Raw genomic sequence first — 25,175 nt, forward strand, 5'->3', positions numbered from 1 at the left:
ATTCTGTTATGGCAGCATTTTGTGCCACAAGGCCGCCCAACGGCAGGCATTTTGGCAGCACATGCGGGGCGCTTGTCCGTACAGTGAGCCGCCATGAACGCCCCATCCGCCCTCCCCCCCGAAATCACCTCCACCATCGACGCCGACCCGCAGGAAACCGCGGAGTGGCACGAGGCCTTTCTGGCCCTGCTGCAGCAGGCCGGCCCGGCCCGCGCGCGGCAGCTGCTGGACGGCCTGGCGGGGCTGGCGGCGCACCAGGGCGTGGGCTGGAAGCCCAGCCTGAACACGCCCTACGTCAACACCATCCCGGCCGACCGCCAGCCGCCCTTCCCGGGCGATCTGGCCATCGAGGAACGGCTGGCCTCGCTCATGCGCTGGAACGCGCTGGCCATGGTGGTGCGGGCCAACACGGCCTACGGCGAACTGGGCGGGCACATTGCCAGCTACGCGAGCGCGGCCGACCTGTTCGAGACCGGTTTCCACCATTTCTTCCGCGCCGGCCGGCAGGGCGATCTGGTGTTCTTCCAGCCGCACAGCGCACCGGGCGTGTACGCGCGGGCCTATCTGGAAGGCCGCCTGACCGAGGCCGACCTGCTGCACTACCGGCAGGAGATCACGGCTGGTGCCAGCGGCGCGCGCGGCCTCTCCAGCTACCCGCACCCCTGGCTCATGCCGGACTTCTGGCAGTTCCCCACCGGCTCCATGGGCCTGGGCCCCATCAGCTCCATCTACCACGCGCGTTTCATGCGCTACCTGGCCCACCGGGGTCTGCAGGACACGGCAGGCCGCACCGTGTGGGGAGTGTTCGGCGACGGCGAGATGGACGAACCCGAGAGCATGAGCGCGCTCACCCTGGCCGCCCGCGAGAAGCTCGACAACCTGGTGTGGGTGGTCAACTGCAACCTGCAGCGGCTCGATGGCCCGGTGCGCGGCAACGGCCGCATCATCGACGAACTGGAGCGCCTGTTCGCTGGCGCCGGCTGGAACGTCATCAAGCTGGTCTGGGGCAGCGACTGGGACGGCCTGTTCGCGCGCGACCACAGCGGCGCGTTGCTGCGTGCGCTGGGCGACACGGTGGACGGTCAGATGCAGACCTTTGCCGCGAAGGACGGCCGCTTCAACCGTGACCACTTCTTCGGCCAGAACCCCGAGCTGGCGGCGCTCGCCCAGGGCATGACCGACGAGCAGATCGACCGCCTCAAACGCGGCGGGCACGACCTGGTCAAGATCCATGCCGCCTATGCCGCTGCTGCCGCGCACCGGGGCCAGCCCACGGTCATCCTGGCCCACACCAAGAAGGGCTACGGCATGGGCAGCGCCGGCCAGGGCAAGATGACCACGCACAGCCAGAAGAAGCTCGACGGCGACGAACTCATCGAATTCCGCAACCGCTTCAACCTGCCACTGTCCGATGAGCAGGCGCGTGGCCTGAGCTTCTACCGCCCGGCCGACGACAGCCCCGAGATGCGCTACCTGCGCGAACGCCGGGCCGCTCTGGGTGGCGCCATGCCCCGGCGCGAGACCGCCTGCGACGCCGTGCCCGTGCCCGCCATCGACCGCTACGCCAGCTTCGCGCTGCAGGCCGGCGGCAAGGAGATGAGCACCACCATGGCTTTCGTGCGCATGCTGGGCAACCTGCTCAAGGACCCGGTGCTGGGACCGCGCGTGGTGCCCATCGTGGCCGACGAGGCACGCACCTTCGGCATGGCCAACCTGTTCAAGCAGGTCGGCATCTACAGCAGCGTGGGCCAGCGCTACGCGCCGGAAGACATCGGCTCGGTGCTGAGCTACCGCGAGGCGCTGGACGGGCAGATCCTGGAAGAGGGCATCAGCGAGGCCGGGGCCATCGCCAGCTGGACGGCGGCAGCCACCAGCTACAGCGTGCACGGCCTGGCCATGCTGCCGTTCTACATCTACTACTCCATGTTCGGTTTCCAGCGCGTGGGCGATGCCATCTGGGCCGCCGCCGACCAGCGCGCCCGCGGCTTCCTGCTGGGCGCCACCTCGGGCCGCACCACGCTGGGCGGCGAAGGCCTGCAGCACCAGGACGGCAGCAGCCACCTGGTCGCGGCCACCATCCCCAACTGCCGCGCCTGGGACCCGGCCTTTGCCGGTGAACTCGCGGTCATCCTGGACGCCGGCATGCGCGAGATGCTGGTGGAGCAGCGCGATGTCTTCCACTACATCACGCTCATGAACGAGAACGTGCCCATGCCGGATCTGCCCGATGGCGCGGCCGAGGGCGTGCTGCGCGGCGCCTACCGCTTCGCGCGGTACGGCGAGGGCCTGCCGCAGCGCGTGGTGCTGCTGGCTTCCGGCGCCATGGTGGGCGAGGCCATCCAGGCCGCACAGATCCTGGAAGGGCAGGGTGTGGGGGCCGATGTGATCAGCGTCACCAGCTGGAGCGAACTGGCCCGCGACGGCCAGCGCTGTGACGACCAGGGCGGCACGCCGTGGATCGCGCAGCTGCTGCAGGATTCACCCGGCCCCATCGTCATGGCCAGCGACTATGTGCGGGCCCTGCCCGACAGCATCCGGGCCTGGCTGCCGGCGGGGCGCCGCTGCACCACCCTGGGCACCGACGGCTTCGGCCGCAGCGACACGCGGGCTGCGCTGCGCTCCTTCTTCCGGGTGGATGCCGCCCACATCGCCGAGGCGGCGCGGCGCGGTTAAGCTGCCGGCCGTGCGAACGGTCGTCATCCACATCCACCCCGATGCGCCGCCCAAGCCGGCGCTGGGCCAGCCCTGCAACGGCTGCGGCCTGTGCTGCCTGGCCGAGCCGTGCCCGGTGGGCATGGTGGTCTCGCGCAAGCGCAGCGGCGCCTGCGATGCACTGCGCTGGCAAGCCGATGTGGCGCAGTACCGCTGCGGCCTGCTGACCGACACGGCTGGTGTGCTCGGCCCGCGCTGGGCCTGGGCTGCGCCGCTGCTGCGGCGGCTGGCGCGGCGCTGGATTTCGGCCGGCAGCGGCTGCGACGCCGATCTGGAGCGCAGCCCGGCTTGAGACGGCGTGAGGCGGCGGGTCAGCGCAGCAGCAGCGTCACCACGCCCGCCGTCAGCGCCAGCACCGCCCAGATCAGCATGCGCGAGCGCAGGCGCAGCTTGTTCACCGCATCCACCAGCCGGGCGTTCTGCTCGGCCAGCTCGGTCACCATCTGCGCGGTCTGCTGCTGCACGGCGGCCTGCTGATCGATGAGCTGGCGGGCCTCGATCAGGCGGTTGCGCAGTTCACCCAGGCTGGGCGGCTCGCCGTTCGGGTCCAGGGGTGGGCCGGGCGGGACCACCGGCGCGGGCGTGGCGCTCTGGCGCTCCATCAGCTTGCGGGCGGCGTTCAGCACCTTGGGCGCGTGTTCGATCACGTCGCCCCAGGGGATGTATTTCAGCGCAGCGATCCAGGGCAGGGCCATGTGACTCCTTTCAGTCGGTGGGCGATGGAGTGGCGCGGGGCGCACCGGGTTCCCGCAGCAGCCACACGCCCAACGCCGCCACCGCCAGCAGCAGGGCCGGGAAGCCCAGGCTGGGGGCCCACTGCAGCGCGGCCGCACCCAGCACCGGGGCCAGCACGCCGCCCAGGGTGTAGCTCAGCACCAGCACGGCGGTGCTGTTGACCAGGGTGATGCCTTCCTCGCGCGAGCCGATGTCGATCATGGCCAGGGTGTACAGGCAGCCGCCGGCACCGCCCCACACAAAGGCCACCGGCGCGGCCAGCCAGGGTGTGCCGGCCACGAAGGGAATGGCCACGGTGGCGCCCAGCGTGATCCAGGCACACACCCGCATGAGCGTATGGCGCGCCTGGGCCTCGTTGCCCCAGCGCTGCTGCGGGTGGTGGCCCATGCGGTCGGCCAGCAGGCCGGCGGGCAGCATCATCACGGCGCTGCCCAGGCCGCTGGCCGACACCAGCAGCGCGGCCAGCGTGGCGCCCAGGCCCAGCGCCAGCCCGTACAGCGGCAGGATGGCGGTCAGGCCGCTCTCGAAGAAGCCGCCCACGAAACCCACCGCCATCACCATCGGGTGCGCCAGCACCGCGTGCCACACGCCACCCAGGCCCACGCGGGCCTCGTGCGCGTCGGCGGCCGGTGGCAGCGGCGGGATGATCAGGCTCCACACCAGGCCGGCGGCCATGAAGGCCAGCGCGGTCCAGATGGCGGCGTCGTTCTGCGGCCCGACCCAGGCCAGCAGGGCCGGGCCGACGACGAAGGTCACGCCCACCATGGTCTCGAACAGGCCCACATAGCGCCCCCGCTGGCCCGGCGGCGAGAACTCGGCCACCACCGCCTCGGCCAGCACCCAGCGCAGGCCCGAGGCCATGCCGGCGGCCAGCTTGAGCACGAACCACACGCCCAGCAGCGGCGAGAGCGCAAAGCCGGCGGTGGCCACGGTGGGGATGAGGGCGGCCAGCCACAGCGTGGGCCGCCGGCCCAGCCGCCGCGTCACGGCCGATGCAAAGGGCGTCATGAGGAACACGCCCAGCCAGCCGGTGGCGGCGAACACCCCGGCCAGGGCGGTGGACACGCCGTCGTCCTTGAGCCGCAGGATCAGCAGCGGCGTGAGCATGAAGTAGCCCACCAGTTCCAGAAAGGTGCTGCCGAAGATGGCCAGCAGGCCCAGGCGGGCCTGGGGCGGCGGCGGGCTGCCGGCGGGTGTGCGTGTGATGGGGGTGGTCTGCATGGAGCGCGGCAGTTTCTCACAGGGACATCCCACTGCCATGGACGGGAACGGGGCCTGCCCGCTACAATTGGAGGCTTCCGAGGAGCGTTGCAGCGTTCCCCCCATGCAGCAGCATGGCGCGGGGCGTGAGGCTCGGACTGTTCTGCAACGACGCTCATCCACAGGCTGTGCGATGGGCTTTTTTTTCGCCCGGCCGGTGGCTCAACCCCTCAATCCGGAGCGAAAACATGAATGCACGACTGAACACCGCCGTCAACGCCGACTGCGTCATTGCCGACATCGGCCTGGCCGACTGGGGCCGCAAAGAGATCAAGATCGCCGAGACCGAAATGCCGGGTCTCATGGCCATCCGCGAAGAGTTCGCCGCCAGCCAGCCGCTCAAGGGCGCTCGCATCACCGGCTCGCTGCACATGACCATCCAGACCGCCGTGCTGATCGAGACCTTGCAGGCGCTGGGCGCCCAGGTCCGCTGGGCCTCGTGCAACATCTTCTCCACCCAGGACCACGCCGCTGCCGCCATAGCCGCCAACGGCACCCCGGTGTTCGCCATCAAGGGCGAGACCCTGGCCGACTACTGGGACTACACCCACCGCATCTTTGAATTCGGCGCTGCCGGCACCCCGGGCGAAGGCCCCAACATGATCCTGGACGACGGCGGCGACGCCACGCTGCTGATGCACCTGGGTCAGCGCGCCGAGAAGGACGCCTCCATCCTGAACAACCCGCAGAGCGAAGAAGAGACCTGCCTGTTCAACTCGATCAAGGCCAAGCTGGCCCAGGACCCGACCTGGTACACCCGCAAGGCCGCCGAGATCATCGGCGTGACCGAAGAGACCACCACCGGCGTGCTGCGCCTGAACGAGATGTCGGCCAAGGGCACGCTGCAGTTCCGCGCCATCAACGTCAACGACAGCGTCACCAAGAGCAAGTTCGACAACCTCTACGGCTGCCGCGAGTCGCTGGTGGACTCCATCAAGCGCGCCACCGACGTGATGATCGCCGGCAAGGTCGCCGTGGTGGCCGGCTACGGTGACGTGGGCAAGGGTTCTGCCCAGGCCCTGCGCGCCCTGAGCGCCCAGGTGTGGGTGACCGAGATCGACCCCATCAACGCCCTGCAGGCCGCCATGGAGGGCTTCAAGGTCGTGACCATGGAATACGCCGCCGACAAGGCCGACATCTTCGTGTCCGCCACCGGCAACAAGAACGTCATCCGCTACGAGCACATGGCCGTCATGAAGGACGAGGCCATCGTCTGCAACATCGGTCACTTCGACAACGAGATCGATGTGGCCAGCCTCGAGAAGCTGCAGTGGGACGAGATCAAGCCGCAGGTCGATCACGTCATCTTCCCGGACGGCAAGAAGATCACCCTGCTGGCCAAGGGCCGTCTGGTGAACCTGGGCTGCGCCACCGGCCACCCCAGCTTCGTGATGTCGAGCTCCTTCGCCAACCAGACCATCGCCCAGATCGAGCTGTTCACCAAGAAGGAGCAGTACGAGAACGGCAAGGTCTATGTGCTGCCCAAGCACCTGGACGAGAAGGTCGCCCGCCTGCACCTGAAAAAGGTCGGCGCCATGCTGACCGAGCTGACCGACGAGCAGGCCGCCTACATCGGCGTGAAGAAGGAAGGCCCGTACAAGGCCAACACCTACCGTTACTGATCGCCTGCCGACTTGCGGGTCGATCAGCTCTTGGTGGAGCGTGCGCTGGCGGCCTCGCGGTCGCAGGCGCAGCGCCTGGTGGCGGCCGGCGTTCGCTGGCGCCTGCCGGGTGGCACCTGGCGCACCGCCGGCAAGAACGGCGAGGACGTGCCCGAGGCGGCCGAGCTGGAGCTAGTGGACAGCGCCGAGACGCGTTTCGTCTCGCGCGGTGGCCTCAAGCTCGAGGGCGCGCTGAACCAGGTGGGCCTGTCGGTGGCCGGACTGCGCTGCCTCGATGTGGGGCAGAGCAGCGGTGGCTTCACCGACTGCCTGCTGCAGCGCGGTGCCGCCCAGGTGGTGGGTGTGGACGTGGGTTCCGGGCAGCTGCACCCGACGCTGCGCAGCGATGCGCGCGTGGTGTGCATCGAGCACCTCAATGCCCGTGACCTGACCCTGGCCGCCGTGGGCGCGCCGCCGCTGTTCGACCTGCTGGTGGGCGACCTGTCGTTCATCTCGCAGACGCTGGTCTGGCCGGCGCTGGTGCCCCTGATGGCACCGGGCGGTCATGGCCTGGTGCTGGTCAAGCCGCAGTTCGAGCTGCAGCCCGAGCACATCGGCAAGGGCGGGCTGGTGCGCAGCGCCGGCAGCTACCCGCTGGTGCGCCAGCGCATCGAGGAAGCGCTGCAGGCCCTGGGGCTGCAGGTGCTGGATTACTTCGACAGCCCGATCACCGGGGGTGACGGCAACCGCGAATTTTTTGTCTTTGTCAGGAGGCCTCTGTGAGCCTGCCCATCAGCCTTGAATTCTTTCCGCCCAAGACGCCCGAGGGCGCCGAGAAACTGCGCGGCGTGCGCCAGCAGCTCTATGGCCTGAAGCCCGAGTTCTGCTCGGTCACCTACGGCGCCGGCGGTTCCACCCAGGAGGGCACCTTCAGCACGGTGCGCGAGATCCTGGCCGAGGGCGTGGACGCGGCTTCGCACTTCTCGTGCATCGGCGCCACCCGCGCTTCGGTGCGCGAACAGCTGGCCGCGCTCAAGGCCATGGGTGTGAAGCGCCTGGTGGCGCTGCGCGGCGATCTGCCCAGCGGGTATGGCGCCGGTGGCGAGTTCCAGTACGCCAGCGACCTGGTGGCCTTCATCCGTGCCGAGACGGGATCGGACTTCCACATCGAGGTGGCCGCCTACCCCGAGGTGCATCCCCAGGCCCGTTCGCCCGAGTCCGACCTGCAGGCCTTTGCGGCCAAGGTCAAGGCCGGTGCCGACTCGGCCATCACCCAGTACTTCTACAACTCCGACGCCTACTTCCGCTTCGTCGACGACGCCTACAAGCTGGGTGCCGACGTGCCGGTGGTGCCGGGCATCATGCCCATCACCAGCTCGACGCAGCTGATGCGCTTCTCGGACGCCTGCGGCGCCGAGATCCCGCGCTGGATCCGGCTGCGGCTGCAGGCCTTCGGCGACGACACCGCGTCCATCCGGGCCTTCGGCCTGGACGTGGTGACCGATCTGTGCGACCAGTTGCGCAACGGCGGCGTGCCGGCCATCCACTTCTACACCATGAACCAGAGCGCGGCCACGCTGGAGATCGCCCACCGCCTGCAACCGCTCTGAGGCCGGCCATGCGAACGCTGCGCCGCCTCCGCTGGCTGATCCTGGTGCCGGTCCTGTGGCTGGCGGCCTGTGCCACGCGCGCGCCGGAGCCGGTGGCGGTGCCGCCGACGGGGCCAGGCACCGAGCGCACCGATCCGCGGGAGATCGAGCGCGGCATCGCTTCGTGGTACGGCGAGGGCTTTCAGGGCCGCAAGACCGCCAGCGGTGACATCTTCGACGCCAACGCCCTGACCGCCGCGCACCGCACGCTGCCCTTCGGCACCCTGGTGCGGGTGCGCAACCCGGCCAACGGCCAGGAGGTGGTGGTGCGCATCAATGACCGCGGCCCGCACATCGGTGGTCGCGTCATCGACATGAGCCGCGCGGCGGCTGCGCGCATCGGTCTGCTGCGCGCCGGTGTGGCGCCGGTGGTACTGCTGCGCGAGTGAAGTTTGACCTGCGTCAAACCGGCCGCATGCCCGGCCGGCAGGGCGCAGACGGTTTGATGCAGCGCAACAAACCGTGCTGATCAGCGGCCTGTAATGGATCGCGGGAATGTTCCCGGACCCTTCCATTCACAGCCATGAAACGCTCTTCCCTCGCCCTGGCCGCTGCGCTGATCTCCACCCTCACCCTGGCCGGCGGCGCGGCCCATGCCCAGGACTTCAAGGCCGGCGACCTGCTGGTCCGCGCCCGTGCGGTGCACCTGGATTCCTCCAACAAGGACAGCACCGGTCTGGGCCTGACCATCGACAACAAGACGCTGCCGGAAGTCGACTTCTCGTACTTCTTCACGCCCAACATCGCGGCCGAACTGGTGCTCACCGTGCCGCAGAAGCAGACTGTGTCGTCCAACGGCACCGCCATCGGCACGCTCAAGCACCTGCCGCCCACGCTCACGCTGCAGTACCACTTCAACACCGCCAGCGGCATCAAGCCCTATGTGGGTGCCGGCGTGAACTACACGCGCTTCAGCTCGGTGAACTTGTTGAACGGCGGTGCGACCATCGACCGCAACAGCTGGGGCGGCGCACTGCAGGTGGGCGTGGACATTCCCCTGTCCAAGGACCTGTACCTGAACTTCGATGTGAAGAAGGTCTACATCCAGACCGACGTGTTCACCGGTGCCACCCGCGCTGGCAGCTTCAAGATCGACCCGGTGCTGGTCGGCGTGGGCCTGGGCTGGCGCTTCTGACGTCCAGAGGGGCGGACGGCGGGCGCCTCAGCGCTCGTCGTAGCTCACCACCACCCGGTCGGTGGTGGGCCGGGCCTGGCAGCTGAGCACGAAGCCCTGCTCGGCTTCCCAGGGCTCCAGGGTGAAGTTCTTGTCCATCACCACCGCGCCCTCCATCACCTTGGCGCGGCAGGTGCAGCACACGCCGCCGCGGCAGGACCACGGCAGGTCCAGCCCGGCGTCGAGTGCCACGTCCAGCACATGCTCGTCGGGCTCCATGCGCAGCTCGTGGGCCTTGCCGTCCAGCACCACCGTGAGTGCCACACGGCCCGTGCCGTCGGCTGCATGGGCTTCGCGCCGCACGCGGGGTGCGGGCGCGGCGCCGCTGCTGAAGCGTTCGGTGTGGATGCGTTCGGGCTTCACGCCCGCGCCACGCAGCGCGGTCTCGGTGGCGTCGATCATGGCCTCGGGGCCGCAGATGAAGACCTCGTCCAGGCTGGGCACCGGCAGCAGGGTGTCGAGCAGGGCACGCACCTTGTCGCCATCGATGCGGCCTTCGAGCAGCGGCACTTCCTGCGCCTGGCGCGAGAGCACATGCACCAGGGTCAGGCGGTCGCGGTATTGGTCCTTGAGGTCCTGCAGGGTCTCGTTGAACATCACGCTGCCCATGCGGCGGTTGCCGTAGACCAGGGTGAACTTGGCCTGGGGCGATTCTTCGAGCGTGCTGTGCAGGATGGACAGGATGGGCGTGATGCCCGAGCCGGCGGCAAAGCCCACGCGGTGCAGGGCGCGCGGGCGCTGCACCGTGAAGCGCCCGTCCGGCGGCATGGCCTGCAGCGTCATGCCGGCCTGCAGCGACCGCGCCGCCCAGTTCGAGAACACGCCGCCTTCCACCGCCCGGATGCCCAGGGTGAGTTCGCCGCGCTCGCGGTACTGGCTGCGCGGGCTGCTGATGGAGTAGCTGCGGCGCACGTCCTGGCCGTCGATGGTGGCGCGCACGGTGAGGAACTGACCCGGCTCGAAGGCGAAGGTCTCGCGCAGTTCGGGCGGCACCGACAGGGTGATGGCCACCGCCTCGCCGGCTTCGGGCTGCACGCGCGCGATGCGCAGGTCGTGGAACCGCAGGGCGGTGGGGGCTGTGGCGGTGGAGGCTGCACTCATGCGGTCACCCGGTCTCAGTAGGGTTTGAAATAGTCGAACGGCTCCAGGCAGTCCAGACAGCGGTAGAGCGCCTTGCAGGCGGTGGAGCCAAACGGCGAGGTCTCGGTGGTGCGGGTCGAGCCGCACTGCGGGCAGGCAATGGCCGGGGCGCTGCCCGGCGGCGGTGCAAAACGGATCACGTTGGCGTGGCCGGTGGGCGTGGCAGGCGTGGCACCGCACTGGGGCGGCGCAATGCCGTAGGCGCGCAGCTTCTCGCGCGCGGCCGGTGCCATCCAGTCGGTGGTCCAGGCGGGGGAGAGCCGTGTCACCACGCGGGCCTGCAGCCCGGCACCCGCGAGGGCGGCGCGCACGTCGTCCTCGATCTGGCCCATGGCCGGGCAACCGCTGTAGGTGGGCGTGATGACCACCTCGGCCATGCCGTCGGCGGCGCGGCGCACCTCGCGCAGGATGCCCAGCTCGCGCAGGCTCACCACCGGAATCTCGGGGTCGGTGAGCGGCTCCAGCACCGCCCACAGTGGCGCCAGGCTGTCGTCGTGCGCCATGGACACGGCGTTCACCAGACGGCGTCCGGATGGGCGCGGGCCAGGCTCTGCATCTCGGCCAGCAGGTAGCCCATGTGCTCGGAGTGCACGCCGCGCTTGCCGGTGGGCACGAAGCCGCCATCCGCCGGGCGCTGCAGCGTGGCCTGGGCCAGCGCGGCATCCACCGTGGCGTTCCAGGCGTCGCGCAGGCTGGCCAGGGCCACGCCGGTGCCCGAGGCCACAGCCTGCGCCTCGGCCTCGCTGGTCACCCAGAACTCCTGGCAGAAGGGCAGCAGGTGGTTGAGTGCGGCCTGGGTGCGTGCATGCGATTCGTCGGTGCCGTCACCCAGCCGCACCAGCCAGTCGCCGGCATGGCGCTGGTGGTAACGCGCTTCCTTGAGCGACTTGGCGGCAATGCCGGCGAGCTGCGCATCGGCGCTGTCCTGCAGCGCGGTCCACAGCGGCACGGTGAGCGCGCTGAACAGGAAGTTGCGCACCACGGTGGTGGCGAAGTCGCGGTCGGTGCGGGCCGGGCCGGCCAGCGGGCCGTGGTGCGGCAGCTCGGCCAGCGTGTGGTTGCGGAACTCGGGCGTGTCGCGGAAATAGGCCAGCGTGTCTTCGGTCACCACGCCACCATGGCGCGCGCCCTGCAGGTGGGCAAAGCGGGCCTGCTCGGTTGCATCGGCCTCGATGCAGGCCGCCGCGTGCTGGTAGAGCAGGCGGGCCAGACCCAGGTGGTCCAGGCTGTGGTTGGCCAGCGCCAGGTCTTCTTCCAGGATGGGGCCGTGGCCGCACCATTCGGCGTTGCGCTGGCCCAGCACCAGGGCGTCGTCGGCCAGCTGCAGCAGGTAGTCGACCGGCGCGGTGCGGATGGCGACTTCGGCGGTGGTGGTGGCCTCCATCACATGTGCCCCACGCGCTCGGGGATCTCGTAGAAGGTGGGGTGGCGGTACACCTTGTCGGCCGACGGGTCGAAGAAGCTGTCCTTGCTGTCGGGCTCGCTGGCCACGATGCTGGCCGAGGGCACCACCCAGATGCTCACGCCTTCCTGGCGGCGGGTGTACACGTCACGCGCCATCTGCAGCGCGTGGCGGGCGTCGCTGGCGTGCAGGCTGCCGCAGTGCTTGTGTTCGAGGCCCTGCTTGCTGCGCACGAAGACTTCCCACAGCGGCCATTCCTTCATGGCCGGGGCATTGGATGGGGTGCTCATGCGGCCTCCTGGTGCTGACGTTGTTCCTGCTTGCGGGCATGGGCCAGGGCGGCTTCGCGCACCCAGGCACCGTCTTCCCAGGCCTTCACCCGGGTGGCCAGGCGCTCCTGGTTGCACGGGCCGTGGCCGTTGACCACCTGCCAGAACTCGTCCCAGTCGATGGCGCCGAAGTCGTGGTGGCCGCGCTCGGCGTTCCACTTCAGGTCGGGGTCGGGCAGGGTCACGCCCAGCACCTCGGCCTGCGGCACGGTGGCATCCACGAACTTCTGGCGCAGGTCGTCGTTGCTGATGCGCTTGATGCCCCAGCGCATGCCCTGCACGCTGTTGGGGCTGTCGGTGTCCGGCGGGCCGAACATGGCCAGGCACTTCCACCACCAGCGGTTCACTGCGTCCTGCACCATGGCCTTCTGCTCGGGCGTGCCCTGCATCATGGTCAGCAGGGCTTCGTAGCCCTGGCGCTGGTGGAAGCTCTCTTCCTTGCACACGCGGATCATGGCCCGCGCGTACGGGCCGTAGCTGCAGCGACACAGCGGGATCTGGTTCATGATCGCCGCGCCGTCCACCAGCCAGCCGATCACCCCCACGTCGGCCCAGGTCAGGGTGGGGTAGTTGAAGATGGAGCTGTACTTGGCGCGGCCGCTGTGCAGCGCGTCGAACATCTGGTCGCGGCTGGTGCCCAGGGTCTCGGCGGCGCTGTACAGGTACAGACCGTGTCCGCCTTCGTCCTGCACCTTGGCCACCAGGATGGTCTTGCGCTTGAGGCTGGGCGCGCGGCTGATCCAGTTGCCCTCGGGCAGCATGCCCACGATCTCGGAATGCGCGTGCTGGCTGATCTGGCGCACCAGCGTCTTGCGGTAGGCCTCGGGCATCCAGTCGCGGGGTTCGATCTTGCCGTCGGCATCGATGACGGCATCGAAACGCGCCTGCAGCTCGGCATCGACCGGTTTCTCCGCCGCTGGCACTGCCTGCAGCGTGGGGGATCCGCCGTCGGGCACATTGAACGACTGGGTGTACATGGCTGTCTCCTCAGGGTGGTCGGCCCGCCATCGGTGCCGGTTGGGGCGTAGTATAGCGAGTTAGCCAACCGGTCGGTCGGTTAATTTCAATGCCCGTCCGGCACGGTCGGATGAACCCCCTGCCGGCGCCAGGGGGGTGGCGTCCGGCGCACCATGCGGTCATGCGCTGCTTTGCCTTGCTCCGTCCCCTCCCCTGGTTGCTGTGCGCATGCCTGGCCGGGCCCGCCGCGCAGGCCGACACCCGCGCCGGCGGCGAGCCGACACCCGCCGACCGCTGCGATCTGCCGGCCTTCCGCGCCAGCCTGCTGCAGGCCGTCAACCAGGCCCGGGCCGAGCCCCGGTCGTGCGGCAGCCAGTCCATGCCGGCGGCGGCGCCGCTGCGATGGGAACGCCGCTTGTTTGCTGCCGCCCGCGGGCACTCGGCCGACATGGCGCGGCTGGATTACATGTCGCACACCGGGCGCGACGGCCGATCGGTGGCCCAGCGGGTGCTGGCCCAGGGCTACCCCTGGTCGGTGGTGGGCGAGAACCTGGCGGCCGGACCGCAGACCGTGGAGGAGGTGGTGGATGGCTGGCTGGCCAGCCCGGGCCACTGCGTCAACCTGATGAAGCGCGACTTTGCCGAGGTGGCGGTGGCCTGCGTGCAGCGCGAGGGCACCACCTGGGGCCGCTACTGGACCATGGTGCTGGGCCGGGAATGAGGCCGGGAATGAGGCCGGGAATGAGGCCGGGGTTGAAGCCGGTTCAGCCGGCCGACTCCAGCGTCTGACCCTGTCCCCGGCCGCGACCCAGCATGTTCAGCAGCACCGGCAGCGCCTCCTGCAGCTGGGCCTTCAGGGTGTAGGGCGGGTTGATCACGAACATGCCGCTGGCGGTGAGGCCGGGCCGGTCGTCCGGGCCATGGCTGGGGTCCTGGCCGATCGCCAGGGTGGCATGCAGCCAGGGCCGCTGCGACTGGTTGGCCAGCGTGCGCAGGCGTCTGGGCAGGTCGTGGGCTTCCGGCCGGGGGATCACCGGATACCAGACCAGGTAGCAGCCCGTGGGAAACCGCTTGAGGCTTTCCTGTATGCAGGCGCTCACTTTGTGGTAATCGCTCTTGATCTCGTAACTCGGGTCGATCAGCACCATGGCACGGCGCGAACCGCCCGGTCCCGGGGGCGGGGGCAGCAGCGGGCGCAGCGCGGCAAAACCGTCTTCCCGGTGCACGCTGACCGTGCGGCCGGCCTCGAGCTGCGCAATGTTGGCTGACAGTGTTCGGCTGTCGGTGGGGTGCAGCTCGTACAGGCGCAGCCGGTCGCGCGAGGCGGCGCGCAGGGTGCTGTGCACCACGAAGGGTGAGCCGGGATAGACCCGCAGCTGGCCCGAGGGGTTGAAGCCGGCGATCAGGTCGAGGTAGTCGTCCACCGCCGCCGCGCTGGCAGCCGGCTGGCCGCTGGCCGGGCGCAGGGCGCCCATGAGCTTGACGATGCCGTCGCGCGCCTCGTCGCCCTTGTCGGTGAAATCGCTGTCGAGCCGGTACAGGCCGGCGCCGGCGTGGGTGTCGATCAGGGTGAGCCCGGCCTCCTTGTGCATCAGGTGGCGCAGGGTGGCCAGCAGGACGACGTGTTTGAGCACGTCGGCATGGTTGCCGGCGTGGAAGGCGTGGCGGTAACTGAACATCGGTCGATGGTAGCGCCACAAATTGCCTTGCTGGCCGCAATTTCGTACAATGGAGGGCTTCGCAGCGATCTGCTGGCTCCGCGGCGAAGCATTCCAACCCCACCTAAGAGGGTCCCGTCAGAGGACCACCGACCGTGGAAAAGAGCCGCCAAACCCTCGTAACAGAGCAAGACTCATGACCAAAACGTTCAGCGCCAAACCCGCTGACGTGAAGCACGAGTGGTTTGTGATTGACGCGACCGACAAGGTCCTCGGACGAGTTGCCAGTGAAGTGGCTCTCCGACTGCGCGGCAAGCACAAGGCCATCTACACGCCTCACGTCGATACCGGTGACTACATCGTCATCATCAACGCAGCCAAACTCCGCGTCACGGGCAACAAGTCCCTGGACAAGGTGTACTACCGCCACTCGGGCTTCCCGGGCGGCATCTATGGCACCAACTTCCGCGACATGCAGGCCAAGCACCCCGGCCGCGCGCTCGAGAAGGCCGTCAAGGGCATGCTGCCCAAGGGTCCTCTGGGCTACGCCATGATCAAGAAGCTCAAGGTGTACGGCGGTGCAGAGCACCCGCACACCGCCCAACAGCCGCAAGTGCTGGACATCTGAAGGAGCCTTGAATGATTGGTGAATGGAACAATGGCACCGGCCGTCGCAAATCCAGCGTCGCCCGCGTGTTTCTGAAAAAAGGCACCGGCAAGATCACGATCAATGGCAAGGACATCCAGGCCTACTTCGGCCGCGAGACCTCCATCATGATCGCCAAGCAGCCCCTGCTGCTGACCAACCACGCCGAGACCTTCGACGTGCAGGTCAACGTGCACGGTGGTGGTGAATCCGGCCAGGCCGGCGCCGTGCGCCACGGCATCACCCGCGCCCTGATCGACTACGACGCAGCGCTCAAGCCGCAGCTGTCGCAAGCCGGTTACGTCACCCGCGATGCCCGCGAGGTCGAGCGTAAAAAGGTGGGTCTGCGTTCGGCACGCCGTCGCAAGCAGTTCAGCAAGCGCTGATCGGCATGTCCCCGCAAAAACCGCCCGCAAGTCGCACTTGGGGCGGTTTTTGCATTTCGGGCCTGCATTTTCTTACCTAGGTTGGAAAGCGTTGCATGGGACTGCGACTCCTGCGCCGTCGACTCGCTGCCAGCACACCGCGCATGTCGGTGCGCAGCAGCATGCCCTGGCCCTTGCGCTGGCTGGCTGCAGCGACGGTCCTGGGCTTCTCGGCGGCCGTGGCCCTGTGGGCGTTCGAGTTCGGCAAGGACATCGCCGGTCTGGACCGCCACGCGCAGGAAGAGCTGCAGCAGCTGCGCCGCGAGGTGGTGCGCCTGCGGGAAGACCTGGACGCCGCGCGGTCGGTCAGCAGCGCCGCCGACAGCCTGATCACCACCGAGCGTGTGGCCCAGCAGCAGCTGCAGCAGCAGTTGCGCGCGCTGGAGGCGGAAAACCAGTCGCTGCGCGCCGACCTCGGTTTCTTCGAACGCCTGCTGCCGGCGCAGAACGGCCAGGCGCTCGACATCCGTGGCCTGCATGCCGAACCCGCCGATGCCGGACAGTGGCGCTGGCAGGTGCTGGTCATACAGCCCGGCCGGCAGGCGCCCGATTTCCAAGGCACGCTGGAAGTGACCCTGACCGGCACCCTGGCCGGACAGCCGTGGACCCTGTCGGCCCCGGTGCGCCAGCCGGTGTCGATTCGCCGTTACCTGCGCCAGGAAGGCATCATTCCGGTGCCGCCCCAGGTGTCGGTGCGGTCGGTGACCGCCCGGGTGCTGCAGGGAGCCACCGTTCGCTCCACGCAGACTTTCGCGCTATAGCACGGCATCATCGCCGGCCCATCACACGAGAGGAGTCCTCATGTTCGGCAAGAAGAACCCACCCCCCATCAAGAGCCTGATCGCCAACGGCACCCGGATCGAAGGCGACGTCACGTTCAGCGAGGGCCTGCGGGTCGACGGTGCCGTGGTGGGGCACATCAAGGCGGCCGAGGGCAAGGTGAGCATCCTGGTGGTCAGCGAGGTGGCCGAGGTCACCGGCCGCATCGAGGCCGATCACGTCATCATCAACGGACATGTGAAGGGGCCGGTCGTGGCCCACGGCCTGCTGGAGCTGCAGCCCAAGGCCTGCATCGAGGGCGATGTGTCCTACAAGGCGCTGGAGATGCACCAGGGCGCCACCATCAGCGGCCAGCTCAAGCCCTTGTCCGGCGAAAACCGCGAAAAGCCCACACTGCTGTTGGCGGCAAATGGCCAGTGAGGCGATTTCCCGAGCAATCTGATTTAGTATTCCGTATCGCCGGCCATACCGTGCCCGGCTCCGTTTGACAGAGGATCTCCATGAGTGCCGTTGCCGAGAACATCCAGACCGAGATGCCCGCCCCGCTGGTCTTCACCGACAGTGCCGCCGCCAAGGTGGCCGAACTGGTGGCCGAAGAGGGCAACCCCGACCTCAAACTGCGCGTGTTCGTCCAGGGTGGTGGCTGCTCCGGCTTCCAGTACGGCTTCACCTTCGACGAGGTGGTCAACGAAGACGACACCACCATGACCAAGAACGGTGTGTCCCTGCTGATCGACGCCATGAGCTACCAGTACCTGGTGGGCGCCGAGATCGACTACAAGGAAGACCTCGAAGGCGCGCAGTTCGTCATCAAGAACCCGAACGCCACCACCACCTGCGGCTGCGGTTCGAGCTTCAGCGTCTGATCGACGGTTCCGTCCGGACCCACAAAAAAAGGAGCCCGAGGGCTCCTTTTTTCATGGGGCGCCGCCGTGTCGGGCGGCTCGTCATCACTGGGCGTTGGCCTGCTGCAGGCCGGCGGCCGCTTCCAGGGTGATGCGCTGCTGCTGGGCCACGGCCTCGAAGGCAGGGCGCAGTTCGGCCGGCAGGCGGATGGCTTCGCTCTGGCGGGCGATCACCAGCGGATCGCGGTGCTGTCCGTTGTCGCGGAACTCGAAGTGCAGGTGCGGGCCGGTGGACACACCGGTGGAACCCACGGCGCCGATGCGTTCGCCCTGATCCACCCGCTGACCCTGGCGCACGAAGATGCGGCTCAGGTGGGCATAGACCGTGACCTGGTTGTTGCGGTGGCGAACCTCGATCACGTTGCCGTAGCCGCGCTGCACGCCGGCGAACTGGACGGTGCCGTCACCCACGGTGCGAACCGGGGTGCCGGTGGGAGCGGCGTAGTCCACACCCATGTGGGCCTTCTGCTGACCGGTGACCGGGTGGAAGCGCATGCCGTAGCCGCTGCTCACACGGGAGAACTCCAGCGGCGAGGACAGGTAGAAGCGGCGGGCGCTCTCGCCGGCGAAGTTGTAGTAGCCGCCCTTGTGGCCCGGGGCTTCGAACCAGACGGCGTCGTACGCGCGGCCGCCGTTGATGAATTCGGCGCTCAGCACGCGGCCCACGGTCATGGGCTCGCCGTCGGCCTCCAGGCTCTCGTACACCACGGTGAAGCGGTCGCCCTGGCGCAGGTCGCGGCGGAAATCGATGTCGCTGGAGAACATCTCGGCCAGCTGGATGGCCACGCTGTCGGGGATGCCGGCGGCGTCGGTGGCGGCAAACAGCGAGGAGCGGATGGTGCCGCTGCCCAGACGGGCCGATGCGGTCAGGGTGCCGGTCTCCAGCCGGGACTTCAGACCCTCCGGCGTGGCTTCCACCACCAGCCGCTGGAAGGTCTTGCCGTCGGCGTTCGCCCAGCGGGCGGTCAGGCGTTGCAGTTCCTGGCGCTCGTTGGCCTCGGCATGCACCAGACGGCCGCTGCGGCCGACGATCTGACGGATGTGGGGGTCGGTGCGCAGCCGGGCCACGGCCGCAGGATCGTTGATGCCCAGCCGCGCCAGCAGGCTCTGCAGGGTGTCGTCGCTGCGGGTGCTGTCGGTGCGGTAGAGCACCCAGGGGGTGCTGGCGGCGGGCAGGATCTCGATGCGGGCACCTTCGGTGCCGGTGTCGAGGGCCTCGACCACCTGGCGCACCGGCAGCTCTGAGGCGTCCGGGGCCAGCGGTGCAATGCCGAAGGCGGTGACGCCGGTGCCGAGCAGCAGCGCACCGATGCCGGCCATGATGCGGCGGGGGTGGCGGGCGATGCTGTTCTGGAGGGAGGCCACCTGGGCCGCCCATGGGGAGTAGGACGAAGACTTCAAAACCTGTTTTCCGGTTGTGGCTGGTCTGACAGGGGAGCAGCGCGCAACATCATGAGTGGCGGGCGGCCCGAGAGTTCACGGCGGCACGGGTGGCCGGGTGCGATTTCCGGGAGTGCAAGAAGCACGCCAACTAGAATCCGTCGGTCCGCGCGGGCAGTATAGCCAGCCAGCCGGTACGCACATCGGAACTAACGCGTATGAGCCCCACACCTCCTGAAACCATAAGTACTCAAACGACGGCGCCCATCGGCCACGAGATGACCGATGGCGTCCGGGAGGCCCTGGCCGTCACCCTGCGCGGCTGCGAAGAACTGATCCCGCAGGCCGACTGGGTACAGAAATTGTCACGTGCCGAGCGCACCGGACAAGCTTTGCGCATCAAGCTGGGGCTGGACCCCACGGCGCCCGACATCCACATCGGCCACACCGTGGTGCTCAACAAGATGCGCCAGCTGCAGAACCTGGGGCACCAGGTCATCTTCCTGATCGGCGATTTCACGTCGCTCATCGGCGATCCGTCGGGGCGCAACAGCACCCGTCCGCCGCTGACCCAGGAGCAGATCAAGGCCAACGCCGAGACCTACTACCGCCAGGCCAGCCTGGTGCTGGACCCGGCCCGCACCGAGATCCGCTACAACAGCGAATGGAGCCTGCCGCTGGGCTCCATGGGCATGATCCAGCTGGCCGCCAAGTACACCGTGGCCCGCATGATGGAGCGCAACGATTTCCACCAGCGCTTTTCCGCCGGCACACCCATCAGCGTGCACGAGTTCCTCTACCCGCTGATGCAGGGCTACGACTCGGTGGCGCTCAAGGCCGATCTGGAGCTGGGCGGCACCGACCAGAAGTTCAACCTGCTCATGGGTCGCCACCTGCAGGCCGAATACGGCCAGGAGCCGCAGTGCATCCTGACCATGCCGCTGCTCGAAGGCCTGGACGGTGTGGACAAGATGTCCAAGTCCAAGGGCAACTACATCGGCATCACCGAAGACCCCAACACCATGTTCGCCAAGGTGCTGTCGATCTCCGACACGCTGATGTGGCGCTGGTACACGCTGCTGTCGTTCCGCTCCATGGCCGAGATCGAGGCACTCAAGAAGGAAGTCGAGGGCGGGCGCAACCCCAAGGACGCCAAGGTGATGCTGGCCAAGGAGATCACCGCGCGCTTCCACAGCGCTGCCGCCGCCGACGCGGCCGAGCAGGATTTCATCAACCGCAGCAAGGGCGGCGTGCCGGACGAGATTCCCGAGGTGAGCCTGTCGGGTGTGCCTATGGGTATCGCTGCGCTGCTGAAAGCGGCCGGGCTGGCGCCCTCGTCGAGCGAGGCCAACCGCCTCATCGACGGCAACGGCGTGCGCATCGACGGCACCGTCATCAGCGACAAGGGCCTCAAGCTCGACGCCGGCACCTACGTGGTGCAGGTCGGCAAACGCAAGTTCGCGCGCGTCACGCTGGGCTGACGCCATGGTGGCACTCGCCTGGCTCACCCCGAAACGCCTGCTGATGGCGTCGGTGGTGGTGGCGATCGTCACCATCGTCCTCAAGACGCTGGCCTGGTACGTCACCGACTCGGTCGGCCTGCTGTCCGACGCCATGGAGTCGCTGGTCAATCTGGCCAGCGCCATCTTCGGGCTGGTCATGGTGACCATCGCCACCCGGCCGGCCGACGAGGACCACCCTTACGGCCACCACAAGGCCGAGTACTTCTCGTCCGGCTTCGAGGGCGTGCTCATCATCGCGGCGGCGCTCGGCATCATCTGGGCGGCAGGCCATCGCATCTTCGATCCGCAACCCATCGAGCAGCTGGGCTGGGGCCTGGCGCTGTCGATCGGCAGTTCGGCCCTCAATGGGCTGCTGGCCTGGGTGATGTTCCGGGCCGCGCGGGAGCACCGTTCGATTGCGCTGGAGGCCGATGCCCGCCATCTGGTGTCGGACGTCTGGACCTCGGCCGGTGTGGTGGTGGGCCTGGTGCTGGTGCACCTGAGCGGCTGGCTGTGGCTGGATGCGCTGGTGGCCATCGGTGTGGCGCTGAACATCCTGCGCGAAGGTTTTCATCTGATGTGGCGTTCGGCCCAGGGCCTGATGGACGAAGCCCTGGATGCCGACACCCGCGCCCTGATCGACCGGACCCTGGCGGCGTTTGCCGCCGAGCATGCCCAGGACGCGCCCATGCGCTTCGACCATGTGAGCACCCGCAAGTCGGCCCAGCGCAGCTTTGTGGACCTGCACATGCACGTGCCGGCCGAATGCACCCTGGGCCATGCGGCCGAGCTGCGCAACCGGCTGGAGCGAACGCTGATGCAGGCGGTGCCGGGACTGCGCGCCACCATCCAGCTGCTGCCCACCGACGTGGAAGCCCACTTTGACGACCCCAAGGACCTGGTGTGATTGCCCTGCTGCAACGCGTGGCCGAGGCCCGGGTCGACATCGCCGGTGAAACCGTGGGGCGCATCGACCACGGCCTGCTGGTGCTGGTGTGCGCCGAACCGGACGACACGCCGGCCTTGGGCGAGAAGCTGCTCGCCAAGATCCTGAAGTTGCGCATCTTCAACGACGAGGCCGGCAAGATGAACCGCAGCCTGCAGGACGTGCAGGGCGGCCTGCTGGTGGTGAGCCAGTTCACGCTGGCCGCCGACACCCGGGGCGGCAACCGGCCCGGTTTCACGGGCGCAGCGCCGCCGGCCCTGGGCCGCGAGCTCTACGACGCGTTCGTGGCGGCGGCCCGTGCCGCGCACCCGGTGGTGCAGACCGGCCGTTTCGGTGCGGACATGCAGGTGCACCTGGTCAACGACGGACCGGTCACCATTCCCATGCGCATGACGGCCTGAGCCGGCCGCAGCGACCTCAGCGGTAAGGGTTCTTCACGCCCAGCCCGGCCAGGATCTCGACCTCGCGGGCTTCCATGGCCTCGGCGTCGGCCTCGCTGGTCTCGTGGTCCCAGCCCTGGGCATGCAGGGTGCCGTGTACCAGCAGGTGGGCATAGTGATCGGCCAGCGGCTTGCGCAGCTGCTTTGCCTCGGCCGCCACCACCGGTGCACACAGCACCAGGTCGGCCATGACCATGGGCTCGGTGGCGTAGTCGAAGGTCAGCACGTTGGTGGCGTAGTCCTTGCCCCGGTAGTCGCGGTTCAGGGCCTGGCCTTCTTCGGCATCGACGATGCGCACCGTGATCTCGGCGTCGGCCTCCAGCGCATGGCGGATGCAGCGCACCACCTTGTGGCGGGGCAGCGCGGCGCGATGCGGGGCTGCGTCGGCGAGGTCGCTGAACTGCAGCGACAGAGAGAGTTGGGGCAGGGCCATCAGCGGTAGGCGGGCAGGGCCCGGCAATCGGTCAGCAGGGTCTGTTCGCGGGCGGTGTCGCTGGCTTCCATGAAGCGCAGGCTGCCTTCGTCGCCCTTGGTGTGCCAGCGCAGGCTGTGCTGTTCGTCCAGGGCGATGTAGCGCGCCCCCGAAGCAGCGGGCCGGTTCTGCATCAGCGTGGTGCGGCCGTCGAAGTGCAGGCTGGCGAACGATCGGCCGTCCTGCAGGTTGAGGTAGACCACATCCAGCAGCGCACCGCCGCTGCAGCGGTAACGCACCGTGCGGCTGCTGAAACGATCGCCTTCGATCAGGGCCGGCGACGGCAGCCCGGCGTCTGCGGGCGCAGGCTTGAGGGCCGGTGCCTGCGCGCAGCCGGTCAGGGCGGTGAGGGACAGCACGGTGGCCAGCAGGCCGGCATGCCAGGACAGGGCGGTCATGGGGGCTCCTTCAGGCGGCGGTGCGGCGGGTGCGGCGAACCGGCAGGGCGTCCTCGGGGCCGGCCGTGCGGGCGTCGTAGGCGTCGACGATGCGGGCCACCAGCGGGTGGCGCACCACGTCGGCGCTGGAGAGGCGGGAGAAGGCCACGCCCTGCACCCGCTTGAGCACGCGTTCGGCGTCGATCAGGCCGCTGAGCTGGGTGCGCGGCAGGTCGATCTGGCTCACGTCGCCGGTGACCACCGCCTTGCTGCCGAAGCCGATGCGGGTGAGGAACATCTTCATCTGTTCCGGCGTGGTGTTCTGCGCTTCGTCCAGGATGACGAAGGCGTGGTTGAGCGTGCGCCCGCGCATGAAGGCCAGCGGGGCGATCTCGATCTGCTGGCGCTCGAAGGCCTTCTGCACCTTGTCATGGCCCATCAGGTCGTACAGCGCGTCGTACAGCGGGCGCAGGTAGGGGTCGACCTTCTGGCCCAGGTCGCCGGGCAGGAAGCCCAGCTTTTCGCCGGCTTCCACGGCCGGACGGGTCAGCACGATGCGCTGCACCGCGCTGCGCTCCAGGGCATCCACGGCGCAGGCCACGGCCAGGTAGGTCTTGCCGGTGCCGGCCGGGCCGATGCCGAAGGTGATGTCGTGTGTGGCCATGTTCTCCAGGTAGCGCGCCTGGTTGGGCGTGCGGCCCTTGATCTCGCCGCGCCGCGTCTGCATGGCCAGGGCACCGTCACCCGGTTCGGCCAGCGCGGTGTCGCCGCTGAGCATGAGCTGCACCTGCTCGGCCGGTATGGGCTTGCGGGCCATCTCGTAGAGCGCCTGCAGCGCTTCCATGGCCTGCTCGGCCCGGGCCTTGGGGCCTTCGATGCGGAACTGCTCGAAGCGGTGCGCCACCTTGACCTGCAGCGCCGCCTCGATGGAGCGGATGTGCGCGTCCAGCGGACCGCACAGGTTGGCCATGCGGGCGTTGTCCGGCGGGCTGAAGGTGTGTCTGAGAATCAAGCTGATAATTCCGGGGCAAAACAGGAGCCCCGATGATAGGCAAGTTGACCGGCCAGCTGCTGGAGAAGAACCCGCCCCAGATCCTGGTGGACTGCCATGGCGTGGGCTACGAAGTGGACGTGCCCATGAGCACCTTCTACCAGCTGCCCGCCACCGGCCAGACCGTCTCGCTGCTGACCCACTTCGTGGTGCGCGAGGACGCCCAGATCCTCTACGGCTTTGCCACTGCGTCCGAGCGTGAAGCCTTCCGCCAGCTCATCCGCATCAGCGGCGTGGGGCCGCGCACGGCGCTGTCGGTGCTCTCGGGCCTGAGCGTCACCGAACTGGCCCAGGCCGTGACCGCGCAGGAGGCCGGCCGCATCGTCAAGGTGCCCGGCATCGGCAAGAAGACGGCCGAGCGCCTGCTGCTCGAACTCAAGGGCAAGCTGGGCGCCGACCTGCCGGCCCTGGGGGCCGCCAGTGCCGTGGGCGACGCGGCCGCCGACATCCAGCAGGCCCTCATGGCCCTGGGCTACAACGAGAAGGACGCCACTGCCGCGCTCAAGGCCCTGCCGGCCGGGGTGGGCGTGGCTGACGGCATCAAGCTGGCGCTCAAGGCGCTGGCCCGCTGAGCATGAGCATCCAGACCGACGACTTTGCCCCGGCGCCCCGGGTGGTGTCGGCCACCCCGGCCTCGCCCAAGGAAGAGGCCATCGAGCGCGCCCTGCGCCCCAAGCTGCTGGACGAATACGTGGGCCAGCAGAAGGTGCGCGAGCAGCTGGAGATCTTCATCGGTGCCGCGCGCAAGCGCAGCGAGGCACTCGACCACGTGCTGCTGTTCGGCCCGCCGGGGCTGGGCAAGACCACGCTCTCGCACATCATTGCCCAGGAGCTGGGGGTGAACCTGCGCCAGACCAGCGGGCCGGTGCTGGAAAAGCCGCGCGACCTGGCCGCGCTGCTGACCAACCTGGAGCCCAACGATGTGCTGTTCATCGACGAGATCCACCGCCTGAGCCCGGTGGTGGAGGAGATCCTCTACCCCGCGCTGGAGGACTACCAGATCGACATCATGATCGGCGAGGGCCCGGCCGCGCGCAGCATCAAGCTCGACCTGCAGCCCTTCACCCTGGTGGGCGCCACCACCCGCGCCGGCATGCTGACCAACCCGCTGCGCGACCGTTTCGGCATCGTGGCGCGGCTGGAGTTCTACACACCCGACGAGCTCTCGCGCATCGTGCAGCGCAGCGCCCGGCTGCTGAACGCACCCATGGACGAGGCCGGCGGCTTCGAGATCGCCCGCCGTTCGCGCGGCACGCCCCGCATCGCCAACCGGCTGCTGCGCCGGGTGCGCGACTACGCCGACGTCAAGGGCAGCGGCACCATCACCCACGACATCGCGCAACGGGCGCTGTCCATGCTGGATGTCGATCCGCAGGGCTTCGACCTGATGGACCGCAAGCTGCTGGAGGCGGTCATCCACCGCTTCGATGGCGGCCCGGTGGGGCTGGACAACATCGCGGCCAGCATCGGCGAGGAGCGCGACACCATCGAGGACGTGATCGAGCCCTACCTCATCCAGCAGGGCTACCTGCAGCGCACCCCGCGCGGACGTACCGCCACCCTGGCGGCCTACCGGCATCTGGGCGTGAGCCCGCCGCGCACCGAAGGCGGGCTGTTTCCGCCCGAGACCTGAA

30 protein-coding genes and 1 riboswitch are annotated in these 25,175 nt (G+C 68.8%); of the genes, 18 read left to right on the forward strand and 12 right to left on the reverse strand.

The genetic code is table 11. From position 1 onward, the window contains the following. Positions 1 to 93 precede the first annotated feature (93 nt). Entirely contained in the window at positions 94 to 2,673 is a 2,580-nt protein-coding gene (gene mdeB, locus WD026_RS15600; protein ID WP_425724572.1) for an alpha-ketoglutarate dehydrogenase, read from the forward strand. Beyond that, entirely contained in the window at positions 2,636 to 3,004 is a 369-nt protein-coding gene (locus tag WD026_RS15605) for a hypothetical protein (protein WP_425724573.1), read from the forward strand. Before mdeB ends, WD026_RS15605 begins: the two co-directional genes overlap by 38 nt. 19 nt (positions 3,005 to 3,023) lie before the next feature. Here the strand turns inward: WD026_RS15605 and WD026_RS15610 are convergent, their stop codons facing one another. Continuing rightward, entirely contained in the window at positions 3,024 to 3,407 is a 384-nt protein-coding gene (locus WD026_RS15610) for a hypothetical protein (protein WP_425724574.1), read from the reverse strand. Positions 3,408 to 3,417: 10 nt separating this feature from the next. Beyond that, on the reverse strand, positions 3,418 to 4,668 hold the full coding sequence (locus tag WD026_RS15615) for an MFS transporter (RefSeq protein ID WP_425724575.1): 1,251 nt from the start codon (positions 4,666 to 4,668) through the stop codon (positions 3,418 to 3,420). 73 nt (positions 4,669 to 4,741) lie between these two features. Then, positions 4,742 to 4,831, forward strand: a riboswitch (S-adenosyl-L-homocysteine riboswitch). 64 nt (positions 4,832 to 4,895) lie between these two features. On the opposite strand from WD026_RS15615, the gene ahcY reads away from it, so the two are divergent. The 5 genes from ahcY to WD026_RS15640 all read left to right on the forward strand — a co-directional run bounded on the left by ahcY (position 4,896) and on the right by WD026_RS15640 (position 9,092). Then, positions 4,896 to 6,329 (forward strand): adenosylhomocysteinase, encoded by a 1,434-nt coding sequence (ahcY, locus tag WD026_RS15620; protein ID WP_425724576.1) that lies wholly within the window; start codon positions 4,896 to 4,898, stop codon positions 6,327 to 6,329. Positions 6,330 to 6,341: 12 nt separating this feature from the next. Then, positions 6,342 to 7,091: a TlyA family RNA methyltransferase gene (locus WD026_RS15625; protein WP_425724577.1), complete on the forward strand. Its 750-nt coding sequence runs from the start codon at positions 6,342 to 6,344 to the stop codon at positions 7,089 to 7,091. Continuing rightward, positions 7,088 to 7,918, forward strand: a complete 831-nt coding sequence (gene metF / locus WD026_RS15630) for a methylenetetrahydrofolate reductase [NAD(P)H] (RefSeq protein WP_425724578.1) — start codon at positions 7,088 to 7,090, stop codon at positions 7,916 to 7,918. The genes WD026_RS15625 and metF overlap by 4 nt, the downstream gene beginning before the upstream one ends. Before the next feature lie 8 nt (positions 7,919 to 7,926). Continuing rightward, entirely contained in the window at positions 7,927 to 8,346 is a 420-nt protein-coding gene (locus WD026_RS15635; RefSeq protein ID WP_425724579.1) for a septal ring lytic transglycosylase RlpA family protein, read from the forward strand. A 134-nt stretch (positions 8,347 to 8,480) separates the two neighbouring features. Further along, entirely contained in the window at positions 8,481 to 9,092 is a 612-nt protein-coding gene (locus WD026_RS15640) for an OmpW/AlkL family protein (protein WP_425724580.1), read from the forward strand. A 27-nt stretch (positions 9,093 to 9,119) separates the two neighbouring features. Here WD026_RS15640 and paaE read toward each other — a convergent pair whose 3' ends face one another. The 5 genes from paaE to paaA are packed head-to-tail and all read right to left on the reverse strand — an operon-like array spanning position 9,120 to position 12,979. Then, positions 9,120 to 10,232: a 1,2-phenylacetyl-CoA epoxidase subunit PaaE gene (gene paaE, locus WD026_RS15645; protein ID WP_425724581.1), complete on the reverse strand. Its 1,113-nt coding sequence runs from the start codon at positions 10,230 to 10,232 to the stop codon at positions 9,120 to 9,122. A gap of 14 nt (positions 10,233 to 10,246) precedes the next feature. Beyond that, positions 10,247 to 10,774, reverse strand: coding sequence for a 1,2-phenylacetyl-CoA epoxidase subunit PaaD (paaD, locus tag WD026_RS15650; protein ID WP_425724639.1), 528 nt, complete (start codon positions 10,772 to 10,774; stop codon positions 10,247 to 10,249). Between the two features lie 11 nt (positions 10,775 to 10,785). Then, positions 10,786 to 11,625, reverse strand: coding sequence for a 1,2-phenylacetyl-CoA epoxidase subunit PaaC (gene paaC / locus WD026_RS15655; protein WP_425724640.1), 840 nt, complete (start codon positions 11,623 to 11,625; stop codon positions 10,786 to 10,788). A gap of 29 nt (positions 11,626 to 11,654) precedes the next feature. After that, positions 11,655 to 11,963, reverse strand: coding sequence for a 1,2-phenylacetyl-CoA epoxidase subunit PaaB (gene paaB / locus WD026_RS15660; protein WP_425724582.1), 309 nt, complete (start codon positions 11,961 to 11,963; stop codon positions 11,655 to 11,657). Beyond that, the gene (gene paaA / locus WD026_RS15665) at positions 11,960 to 12,979 is read right to left on the reverse strand and encodes a 1,2-phenylacetyl-CoA epoxidase subunit PaaA (RefSeq protein ID WP_425724583.1); all 1,020 of its coding nucleotides are present in this window, start codon (positions 12,977 to 12,979) and stop codon (positions 11,960 to 11,962) included. Before paaA ends, paaB begins: the two co-directional genes overlap by 4 nt. A 176-nt stretch (positions 12,980 to 13,155) precedes the next feature. Here paaA and WD026_RS15670 point away from each other — a divergent pair, with 176 nt between their 5' ends. Continuing rightward, a complete protein-coding gene (locus WD026_RS15670) occupies positions 13,156 to 13,680 on the forward strand; it encodes a CAP domain-containing protein (protein ID WP_425724584.1) in 525 nt (174 codons plus the stop codon). 43 nt (positions 13,681 to 13,723) lie between these two features. Here the strand turns inward: WD026_RS15670 and WD026_RS15675 are convergent, their stop codons facing one another. Next, on the reverse strand, positions 13,724 to 14,638 hold the full coding sequence (locus WD026_RS15675) for a 23S rRNA (adenine(2030)-N(6))-methyltransferase RlmJ (protein WP_425724585.1): 915 nt from the start codon (positions 14,636 to 14,638) through the stop codon (positions 13,724 to 13,726). A gap of 175 nt (positions 14,639 to 14,813) precedes the next feature. On the opposite strand from WD026_RS15675, the gene rplM reads away from it, so the two are divergent. The 5 genes from rplM (at position 14,814) to erpA (ending at position 17,334) form a co-directional block, all read left to right on the forward strand. Then, on the forward strand, positions 14,814 to 15,245 hold the full coding sequence (gene rplM, locus WD026_RS15680) for a 50S ribosomal protein L13 (RefSeq protein WP_425724586.1): 432 nt from the start codon (positions 14,814 to 14,816) through the stop codon (positions 15,243 to 15,245). Between the two features lie 11 nt (positions 15,246 to 15,256). Further along, positions 15,257 to 15,649, forward strand: a complete 393-nt coding sequence (gene rpsI / locus WD026_RS15685) for a 30S ribosomal protein S9 (RefSeq protein ID WP_086121455.1) — start codon at positions 15,257 to 15,259, stop codon at positions 15,647 to 15,649. Between the two features lie 95 nt (positions 15,650 to 15,744). Continuing rightward, positions 15,745 to 16,449, forward strand: coding sequence for a DUF6776 family protein (locus WD026_RS15690; RefSeq protein WP_425724587.1), 705 nt, complete (start codon positions 15,745 to 15,747; stop codon positions 16,447 to 16,449). Positions 16,450 to 16,489: 40 nt separating this feature from the next. Next, complete coding sequence (locus tag WD026_RS15695) at positions 16,490 to 16,888, forward strand: bactofilin family protein (RefSeq protein ID WP_425724588.1); 399 nt, start codon at positions 16,490 to 16,492, stop codon at positions 16,886 to 16,888. 80 nt (positions 16,889 to 16,968) lie between these two features. Further along, on the forward strand, positions 16,969 to 17,334 hold the full coding sequence (gene erpA, locus WD026_RS15700) for an iron-sulfur cluster insertion protein ErpA (RefSeq protein ID WP_425724589.1): 366 nt from the start codon (positions 16,969 to 16,971) through the stop codon (positions 17,332 to 17,334). Positions 17,335 to 17,418: 84 nt separating this feature from the next. Here erpA and WD026_RS15705 read toward each other — a convergent pair whose 3' ends face one another. Beyond that, positions 17,419 to 18,774 (reverse strand): peptidoglycan DD-metalloendopeptidase family protein, encoded by a 1,356-nt coding sequence (locus tag WD026_RS15705; RefSeq protein WP_425724590.1) that lies wholly within the window; start codon positions 18,772 to 18,774, stop codon positions 17,419 to 17,421. Positions 18,775 to 19,031: 257 nt separating this feature from the next. Here WD026_RS15705 and tyrS point away from each other — a divergent pair, with 257 nt between their 5' ends. From tyrS to dtd, 3 genes are read left to right on the forward strand one after another with little or no spacing between them, the layout of a single operon-like run. Beyond that, a complete protein-coding gene (gene tyrS / locus WD026_RS15710) occupies positions 19,032 to 20,234 on the forward strand; it encodes a tyrosine--tRNA ligase (protein ID WP_425724591.1) in 1,203 nt (400 codons plus the stop codon). Positions 20,235 to 20,238: 4 nt separating this feature from the next. Beyond that, complete coding sequence (locus tag WD026_RS15715) at positions 20,239 to 21,162, forward strand: cation diffusion facilitator family transporter (protein WP_425724592.1); 924 nt, start codon at positions 20,239 to 20,241, stop codon at positions 21,160 to 21,162. Continuing rightward, on the forward strand, positions 21,159 to 21,602 hold the full coding sequence (dtd, locus tag WD026_RS15720) for a D-aminoacyl-tRNA deacylase (RefSeq protein ID WP_425724593.1): 444 nt from the start codon (positions 21,159 to 21,161) through the stop codon (positions 21,600 to 21,602). The genes WD026_RS15715 and dtd overlap by 4 nt, the downstream gene beginning before the upstream one ends. A 16-nt stretch (positions 21,603 to 21,618) precedes the next feature. Here dtd and ybeY read toward each other — a convergent pair whose 3' ends face one another. The 3 genes from ybeY to WD026_RS15735 are packed head-to-tail and all read right to left on the reverse strand — an operon-like array spanning position 21,619 to position 23,502. Continuing rightward, positions 21,619 to 22,074, reverse strand: a complete 456-nt coding sequence (gene ybeY, locus WD026_RS15725) for an rRNA maturation RNase YbeY (protein WP_425724594.1) — start codon at positions 22,072 to 22,074, stop codon at positions 21,619 to 21,621. Next, positions 22,074 to 22,511, reverse strand: a complete 438-nt coding sequence (locus WD026_RS15730) for an MliC family protein (RefSeq protein ID WP_425724595.1) — start codon at positions 22,509 to 22,511, stop codon at positions 22,074 to 22,076. Before WD026_RS15730 ends, ybeY begins: the two co-directional genes overlap by 1 nt. A 10-nt stretch (positions 22,512 to 22,521) precedes the next feature. Then, positions 22,522 to 23,502 carry a PhoH family protein gene (locus WD026_RS15735; RefSeq protein ID WP_425724596.1) on the reverse strand — a complete coding sequence of 327 codons (981 nt, stop codon included), beginning with the start codon at positions 23,500 to 23,502 and terminating at the stop codon, positions 22,522 to 22,524. A 32-nt stretch (positions 23,503 to 23,534) separates the two neighbouring features. On the opposite strand from WD026_RS15735, the gene ruvA reads away from it, so the two are divergent. Both ruvA and ruvB read left to right on the forward strand, forming a co-directional pair. Continuing rightward, complete coding sequence (gene ruvA, locus WD026_RS15740) at positions 23,535 to 24,113, forward strand: Holliday junction branch migration protein RuvA (protein ID WP_425724597.1); 579 nt, start codon at positions 23,535 to 23,537, stop codon at positions 24,111 to 24,113. Positions 24,114 to 24,115: 2 nt separating this feature from the next. Next, complete coding sequence (gene ruvB, locus WD026_RS15745) at positions 24,116 to 25,174, forward strand: Holliday junction branch migration DNA helicase RuvB (RefSeq protein WP_425724598.1); 1,059 nt, start codon at positions 24,116 to 24,118, stop codon at positions 25,172 to 25,174. Position 25,175 lies beyond the last annotated feature (1 nt).

The organism is Hydrogenophaga sp. R2 (assembly GCF_049843595.1).
Classification (GTDB): Bacteria; Pseudomonadota; Gammaproteobacteria; order Burkholderiales; family Burkholderiaceae_C; genus Hydrogenophaga.

What these genes read in the sequence shown, in the direction of transcription:
- mdeB (WP_425724572.1), top strand. Translation starts at nt 94, where the DNA reads ATGAACGCCCCATCCGCCCTCCCCCCCGAAATCACCTCCACCATCGAC.
- WD026_RS15605 (WP_425724573.1), top strand. Translation starts at nt 2,636, where the DNA reads ATGCCGCCCACATCGCCGAGGCGGCGCGGCGCGGTTAAGCTGCCGGCC.
- WD026_RS15610 (WP_425724574.1), bottom strand. Translation starts at nt 3,407, where the DNA reads ATGGCCCTGCCCTGGATCGCTGCGCTGAAATACATCCCCTGGGGCGAC.
- WD026_RS15615 (WP_425724575.1), bottom strand. Translation starts at nt 4,668, where the DNA reads ATGCAGACCACCCCCATCACACGCACACCCGCCGGCAGCCCGCCGCCG.
- ahcY (WP_425724576.1), top strand. Translation starts at nt 4,896, where the DNA reads ATGAATGCACGACTGAACACCGCCGTCAACGCCGACTGCGTCATTGCC.
- WD026_RS15635 (WP_425724579.1), top strand. Translation starts at nt 7,927, where the DNA reads ATGCGAACGCTGCGCCGCCTCCGCTGGCTGATCCTGGTGCCGGTCCTG.
- WD026_RS15640 (WP_425724580.1), top strand. Translation starts at nt 8,481, where the DNA reads ATGAAACGCTCTTCCCTCGCCCTGGCCGCTGCGCTGATCTCCACCCTC.
- paaE (WP_425724581.1), bottom strand. Translation starts at nt 10,232, where the DNA reads ATGAGTGCAGCCTCCACCGCCACAGCCCCCACCGCCCTGCGGTTCCAC.
- paaD (WP_425724639.1), bottom strand. Translation starts at nt 10,774, where the DNA reads ATGGCGCACGACGACAGCCTGGCGCCACTGTGGGCGGTGCTGGAGCCG.
- paaB (WP_425724582.1), bottom strand. Translation starts at nt 11,963, where the DNA reads ATGAGCACCCCATCCAATGCCCCGGCCATGAAGGAATGGCCGCTGTGG.
- paaA (WP_425724583.1), bottom strand. Translation starts at nt 12,979, where the DNA reads ATGTACACCCAGTCGTTCAATGTGCCCGACGGCGGATCCCCCACGCTG.
- WD026_RS15675 (WP_425724585.1), bottom strand. Translation starts at nt 14,638, where the DNA reads ATGTTCAGTTACCGCCACGCCTTCCACGCCGGCAACCATGCCGACGTG.
- rplM (WP_425724586.1), top strand. Translation starts at nt 14,814, where the DNA reads ATGACCAAAACGTTCAGCGCCAAACCCGCTGACGTGAAGCACGAGTGG.
- rpsI (WP_086121455.1), top strand. Translation starts at nt 15,257, where the DNA reads ATGATTGGTGAATGGAACAATGGCACCGGCCGTCGCAAATCCAGCGTC.
- WD026_RS15690 (WP_425724587.1), top strand. Translation starts at nt 15,745, where the DNA reads ATGGGACTGCGACTCCTGCGCCGTCGACTCGCTGCCAGCACACCGCGC.
- WD026_RS15695 (WP_425724588.1), top strand. Translation starts at nt 16,490, where the DNA reads ATGTTCGGCAAGAAGAACCCACCCCCCATCAAGAGCCTGATCGCCAAC.
- erpA (WP_425724589.1), top strand. Translation starts at nt 16,969, where the DNA reads ATGAGTGCCGTTGCCGAGAACATCCAGACCGAGATGCCCGCCCCGCTG.
- tyrS (WP_425724591.1), top strand. Translation starts at nt 19,032, where the DNA reads ATGACCGATGGCGTCCGGGAGGCCCTGGCCGTCACCCTGCGCGGCTGC.
- WD026_RS15715 (WP_425724592.1), top strand. Translation starts at nt 20,239, where the DNA reads ATGGTGGCACTCGCCTGGCTCACCCCGAAACGCCTGCTGATGGCGTCG.
- ybeY (WP_425724594.1), bottom strand. Translation starts at nt 22,074, where the DNA reads ATGGCCCTGCCCCAACTCTCTCTGTCGCTGCAGTTCAGCGACCTCGCC.
- WD026_RS15730 (WP_425724595.1), bottom strand. Translation starts at nt 22,511, where the DNA reads ATGACCGCCCTGTCCTGGCATGCCGGCCTGCTGGCCACCGTGCTGTCC.
- ruvA (WP_425724597.1), top strand. Translation starts at nt 23,535, where the DNA reads ATGATAGGCAAGTTGACCGGCCAGCTGCTGGAGAAGAACCCGCCCCAG.
- ruvB (WP_425724598.1), top strand. Translation starts at nt 24,116, where the DNA reads ATGAGCATCCAGACCGACGACTTTGCCCCGGCGCCCCGGGTGGTGTCG.